At 70.7% G+C, this 5,436-nt stretch carries 2 protein-coding genes; both read right to left on the reverse strand.

Annotated features, from left to right (window positions below):
* Positions 1-86: 86 nt before the first annotated feature.
* The gene (locus DKT68_RS00845) at positions 87-3,551 is read right to left on the reverse strand and encodes a ThuA domain-containing protein (protein ID WP_109815528.1); all 3,465 of its coding nucleotides are present in this window, start codon (positions 3,549-3,551) and stop codon (positions 87-89) included.
* 138 nt (positions 3,552-3,689) lie between these two features.
* Positions 3,690-5,249: an NAD(P)/FAD-dependent oxidoreductase gene (locus tag DKT68_RS00850; RefSeq protein ID WP_109815529.1), complete on the reverse strand. Its 1,560-nt coding sequence runs from the start codon at positions 5,247-5,249 to the stop codon at positions 3,690-3,692.
* Positions 5,250-5,436 lie beyond the last annotated feature (187 nt).

Here is a 5,436-nt window from a genome sequence, read left to right on the forward strand (position 1 = left end):
GGGCGGGGTGAGGCGGGCTGGGGGTCACCAGCGGCGCGGATCGGCGGTGGCGGGCGGGATCCGCCCCGCCCGCCACCGGCCGGCGGTCAGGTGACCGTGATGGTCAGGTTGGCCGAGCGGGTCTCCCCGCTGGTGTAGGTGACCGTCACCCGGGCGGTGAAGGTTCCCTTGCGCGGGTAGCTGTGACCGGTCGACCGCAGCGTCGCGCCGTGGGTGACGGCGGTGTTGTCGCCGAAGTCCCACGCGTAGTCGGTGATGCTCTGCCCGGACGGCGCCGTCGCGGTGGCGGTCAGGGTGGTGCTCAGCGGTGCGGTGCCGCTGCCGGGGCTGGCCGCGAGGGTGAGCGTCCCGCCGGGCTCCTGCTTGACGCCGGCCCCGTTGAACCGCAGCCAGTCCAGCGAGAGCAGGTCCGGGGTGCCACCGACCTGGGCGGCGTTGACGAACTTCGCGTACAGGGTGGTGGTGCCGGCGGGCTTGTTGGTCAACGTGACGGTGGGGGAGACCAGGTTGTCCCACCCGCCGGTCGATCCGATGGTGGCCCTGCCGATCAGCGTGCCGGTCGGTGAGCCGGTTCGCAGCTCGATGTCGCCGCCCAGCCCGCCGTTGGTCACCCCGAGCGTCACCGAGCCGACGTTGCGCAGGTCCACCGGCCCGTACGCCGCCCAGTCGTTGTGGTCGACGTCGCCGAGCCGCTTGCCGGCGCGGGCGGTGGCCCGGTCGTTCACCGTGAGGCCGGACTGGGCGGTGAAGTGCTCGGCCTCCTTGCTCTTGGGCTGCAACTGCGCCCGGGTCGAGCCGGTCAGGGCCGGTACGCCGCCGACCGCTCCGCCGTCGGTGTACTGCGCGGTGACGACGGTGTAGAGGTTCTGCCCCGGCCCGTGCCCGTCACCGGCGTCGGCCTCGGTGGCGAGCAGCCCCGAGCAGCCGGTGTACACGTCCAGCGGGTGGGCGTGCGAGTCGTGGCCGAGCTGGGTCTGCACGGTCACCTTCGCGCAGTCGATGGTGGCGTCCTCCGGGTCGGTGACCGTCACCGTGTACGGGATCTTGTCGCCGAAGTCGAAGAAGCCGCCGTCGGGGACGGTGATGGTCACCGTGGGCCGGGTGTTGCCGACCACCACGTCGGTGACCGCGCTGGCGGTCAACCCGTTGCCGCTGTTGCGGACGGTCAGCCGGGCGGTGAACTTCCCAGCGGACGGGTAGGTGTAGCTCGGGTTGGCGGCGGTGGAGTCGGTGCTGCCGTCGTTGGTGAAGTCCCAGGCGTAGCTGAGCGCCGAGCCGTCCCCGGCGGTGGATCCGGCCGAGGAGAAGGCCACCGTCAGCGGCGGGCGTCCACTGTCCGGGTTGGAGGCGATCTTCGCGGTCGGCGGGCGGCCGTTGGCCACGTAGTCGATGCGGTAGATGCCCGCGCCGGCGTTGCTGCCGCCGCGACCGCTGCCGGTGCCCTCGCCGAAGTCGATGACGTAGAGCGAGCCGTCCGGGCCGAACTCCGCCTCGAAGGGCTGGATCCAGCTCATGTTGCCGAAGATCCCGTTGATCGACTGGAGGTCGCCCACGGCGGTGGGCCCGAAGCGGGCGTTGTTGAACGTCTGCGCCGTTCTGTGGATCGAGAGCGTCTTGAACCACTTGCGGGTGAACTCGTAGGTGATCCACTTGCCGTCGAAGTACTCCGGGAACTTCGTGGTCCGGGTGTTGGCCGGGTCGTGGTCGTAGACCGGGCCGCTCATCGGGCCGCCACCGCCGGTGCCCACCTCGGGGAACTGGCTGGAGGCGGAGTACGCGTACCAGACCAGCGCCGACCTCGCCGCCGGCAGGGTGGTCAGGCCGGTGTTGTTGGGCGAGTTGTTCACCGGCGCGGCGCAGTTGAACTTTGCCCCCGGGGTGCTGGTGGCGAAGTTGTAGTCGTTGAACGGGATGTTGTTGCCCACGCAGTACGGCCAGCCGTAGTTGCCGGCGGCGGTGATCCGGTTGAACTCGACGGTCCCCTCCGGACCCCGGTTGGGGTCGGCGGCGCGGGCGTCCGGGCCGTAGTCGCCGACCAGCAGGGCGTTGGTGTGCGGGTCGATCGTGATCCGGAACGGATTGCGCATGCCCATCGCGTAGATCTCGGGCCGGGTCTTCGCGGTGCCGGCCGGGAACAGGTTGCCGCTCGGGATCGTGTACGTGCCGTCGGCCTGGGGGGTGATCCGCAGGATCTTGCCGCGCAGGTCGTTGGTGTTGCCGGCGGTGCCCTGGGCGTCCCAGGCGGCCCGCCCGGCCTGCTCGTCGATGGGCGTGTACCCGCTGGAGGCGAACGGGTCGGTGTTGTCGCCGATGGCGGCGTAGAGCCGCCCGGCGGCGTCCATGGTGAGCGAGCCGCCCATGTGCGAGTTCGCCCGGCCCACGCCGCGGTACGTGGGGATGGCCAGCAGCCGCTTCTCCGAGGAGAGGGAGACGCTGTTGTTGGCGACCGTGAACCGGGACAGGTTGAGCTGTTTCAGGGTCTTGTCCGACCACAGGAGATAGACCCAGCCGTTGCTGGCGAAGTTGCGGTCCAGGGTCATCCCGAGCAGCCCGTCGGACTGGTCGGTCATCGCCGAGGTGTAGGCGAAGTCCAGCAGCGTGGTGACCTGGAGGGTGTCGGAGTTGACCACCTTCAACGCGCCGGTGCGCTGGATGTAGTAGACCTTCCGGTCGGGGGCGACGGCCAGCTCGAACGGGTCGGCGAGGTTCTCGGTGACCAGCCCCACCCGCTCGAAGTTGCCCGTCTCGGTGGCCGAGCAGTCGCCGGCGACCGCGCCGGCCGCCCACTCGATGCCGTAGCGCAGGTGCTCCAGGAAGGTCGGCGTGCTGAACTGGGAGCTGGCGTGCCCGCCGGCGGTGAACCAGGACCGGCCGCCGTCGTAGCGCTGACACCAGGAGTACGCGTGGTCGACGCCCTCGTCCAGCCCGTTGATCCCGTCGCGCACCTTGATCTGCGCGAGGGTGTGCACGTTGCCGGTCGGATTGGTCCGCCAGTTGTACCACTCCTCGCTCTGCTCCCACAGCTCCGGCAGGTTGCGGGTCGACGGGTGCGCCCGGTCGAGCACCTTGACCCGGCCCGGGAAGGTGCCGCCGGTGGCCGAGAAGTCGGGGTGGAAGTCGAAGATGGTGCCCACCAGGCCCTCGTACCAGGGCCAGTCGCGTTCGCTGGCCGAGGCGGCGTGCAGGCCCGCCCAGCCGCCGCCGTTGCGGATGAACGTCTGCAACGCCGCCCGCTGACTGGCGTTGAGCAGGTCACCGGAGGCGGGGGTCGAGTTGGTGTTGTTGAAGACCAGGGCGTCGAAGGTGGCGAGGTTGGCGTCGGTGAACGCGGCCGCGTCGGTGGTGGCGACGACCTCGAAGTTGTGGGCGACGCCGAGCTGCTGGATCGCGGCGACGCCGGCCGGGATCGAGTCGTGGTAGAAGTTGGTGATCTTGGAGAAGACCAGCACCCGGAAGCGGGGGGCCGCCTCGGCGGGCAGGGCGGTGGTGGTGCTCAGCACGGTGGCGACGGCGAGCAGGAGGAGGCAGAACGCGCGTAGGTGTTTGGGCATGGGGGCGCTCCCTGTCGGACGGTGAGGGTCGGAAAGCGCTTTCTTCGCTGCCCGCATCACGGTACTGACAGCCAGTGATGACCGTCAATAGTCCGAAGGTAAGCGGTTTCCTGGCCCAACCGTCCCGCGCGTGCCCCGTCAGCCCAGCGGCACCTGCGCCGGCCGGTCGCCGTCCGTCGGGGCGCCGACCCCCTCGTGTGTGGCGATCGGCGCCGCGACGATCCGGCTCGGCACCACGGGCGCGTCCCGGCCCGTGCCCCGGCGGCCGCCACCGCCGGTGGACTGCTCGTGGTAGTCCTGCTCCACGTTGACCGCCCACACGTCGTGTGCGCTGCCGGTGGCGATGTTCTCCGCCGCGAGCATCGCGGTCAGCATCGAGTGGTCCTGGTTGTTGTAGCGGTGCATGCCGTTGCGTCCCACCGGGTGCACGTTGGGCACCTCCTCGGCCAGCCACGCCCGGATCACGTCCACGTTGTGCTGGTAGCGCTCGTCGTACACCGGGTACGCCTTCGGCATCCGCACCACGTGGCCGGCCTCGACCACACCGGGCCGGGCCAACCCCAGGCGTTCCAGCTCCGCCGTGGCCAGCGCCACCAGGTCGGCATCCGGGGTACGCCACATCTCGTCATCCTCGAAGACGAAGTACTCCAGGCCCAGGCAGGTGCGACCGTCCTTGACCAGGTACGGCGACCAGGAGCCGAAGTTCTGGATCCGGCCCACCCGCACTCCCGGGTCGTGCACGTAGATCCAGTTGTCCGGGAACGAGAACTCGGCCGGCACCACCAGCGCGACCGTCAGGAAGTCGCGGTAGCGCAGGTCGGCGGCGCAGGCCAGCACCTCCGGCGGCGGCGCCGGGCGCAACGCGGTCACCAGCTCGGAGATCGGCATCGACGAGATCACGTGGTCGGCCGGCTCGGTACGCTGCCCGCCCACCCCGTTGACCGTCACGCTGATCGCCCGCCGTCGCTGCGGGTCACGGTGCACGGCGGTGACCCAGGTGCCGGTCGACACCTCACCACCACGGTGGCGCACCTGCTCGGCGCAGCGCTCCCACATCATCCCGGGCCCGTACTTCGGGTACTGGAACTCCTCGATCAGGCTGGTCACGTCCGTGCGGTAGCGGCGGGGCAGCACCGCGTTGCGGATCGCCTTGGCCAGCGACAGGTTCTTGATCCGCTGCGCGGCCCAGTCCGCCTGGAGCCGGTCCGCCGGCATCCCCCACACCTTCTCCGTGTACGTCTTGAAGAAGATCGAGTACAGCCGCCAGCCAAACCGGGCCGACACCCAGCCCTCGAAGTGCGACTGGTCCCGGGGCGGGCGCAGCCGGGCCCGGGCGTACGAGCCGAGGCAGCGGGCCGCCTCCGGCACCCCCAGGTTGCGCAGCGCGTTCGCCGCGCTGAGCGGGTAGTTGAACAGCGCGCCCCGGTAGAAGATCCGGCTCATCCGGGGCCGGGTCAGGAAGTCCTCGTCCGGCAGGATCTCGTGCCAGAACGCCTCCACGCGGGGCACCTTCGTGAAGAACCGGTGCCCGCCGATGTCGAAACGCCACCCGTCACGCTCCACCGTCCGGCTGATCCCGCCGACCACCTCGTCGGCCTCGAACACCCGTACCGGCAGGCCGTGCCGGAGCAGTTCGTACGCGGCCGTGAGCCCCGCCGGTCCCGCACCGATGACAATCGTGCCGTGCTGCTCGCTCATGCCCTCGCGCTCCCTGCTCACCCCGTGGTTGAGGCGCGGCGCGTACCCGTTCTGCGGCGGACTTCACCCTCGCGGTCACACGGATCGTGGCGGTTTCCGCTCCGGTCGGGCGCGCGGCGGCGTACAACGGAGAGGGCGGCGCCCCCGAGCGGAGGGTGGGCCGGGGGCGCCGCCCTCTCCGTTGTAC

The sequence above is a fragment of the Micromonospora acroterricola genome, from assembly GCF_003172955.1.
GTDB classification, from domain to species: domain Bacteria; phylum Actinomycetota; class Actinomycetes; order Mycobacteriales; family Micromonosporaceae; genus Micromonospora; species Micromonospora acroterricola.

What these genes read in the sequence shown, in the direction of transcription:
- DKT68_RS00845 (WP_109815528.1), bottom strand. Translation starts at nt 3,551, where the DNA reads ATGCCCAAACACCTACGCGCGTTCTGCCTCCTCCTGCTCGCCGTCGCC.
- DKT68_RS00850 (WP_109815529.1), bottom strand. Translation starts at nt 5,249, where the DNA reads ATGAGCGAGCAGCACGGCACGATTGTCATCGGTGCGGGACCGGCGGGG.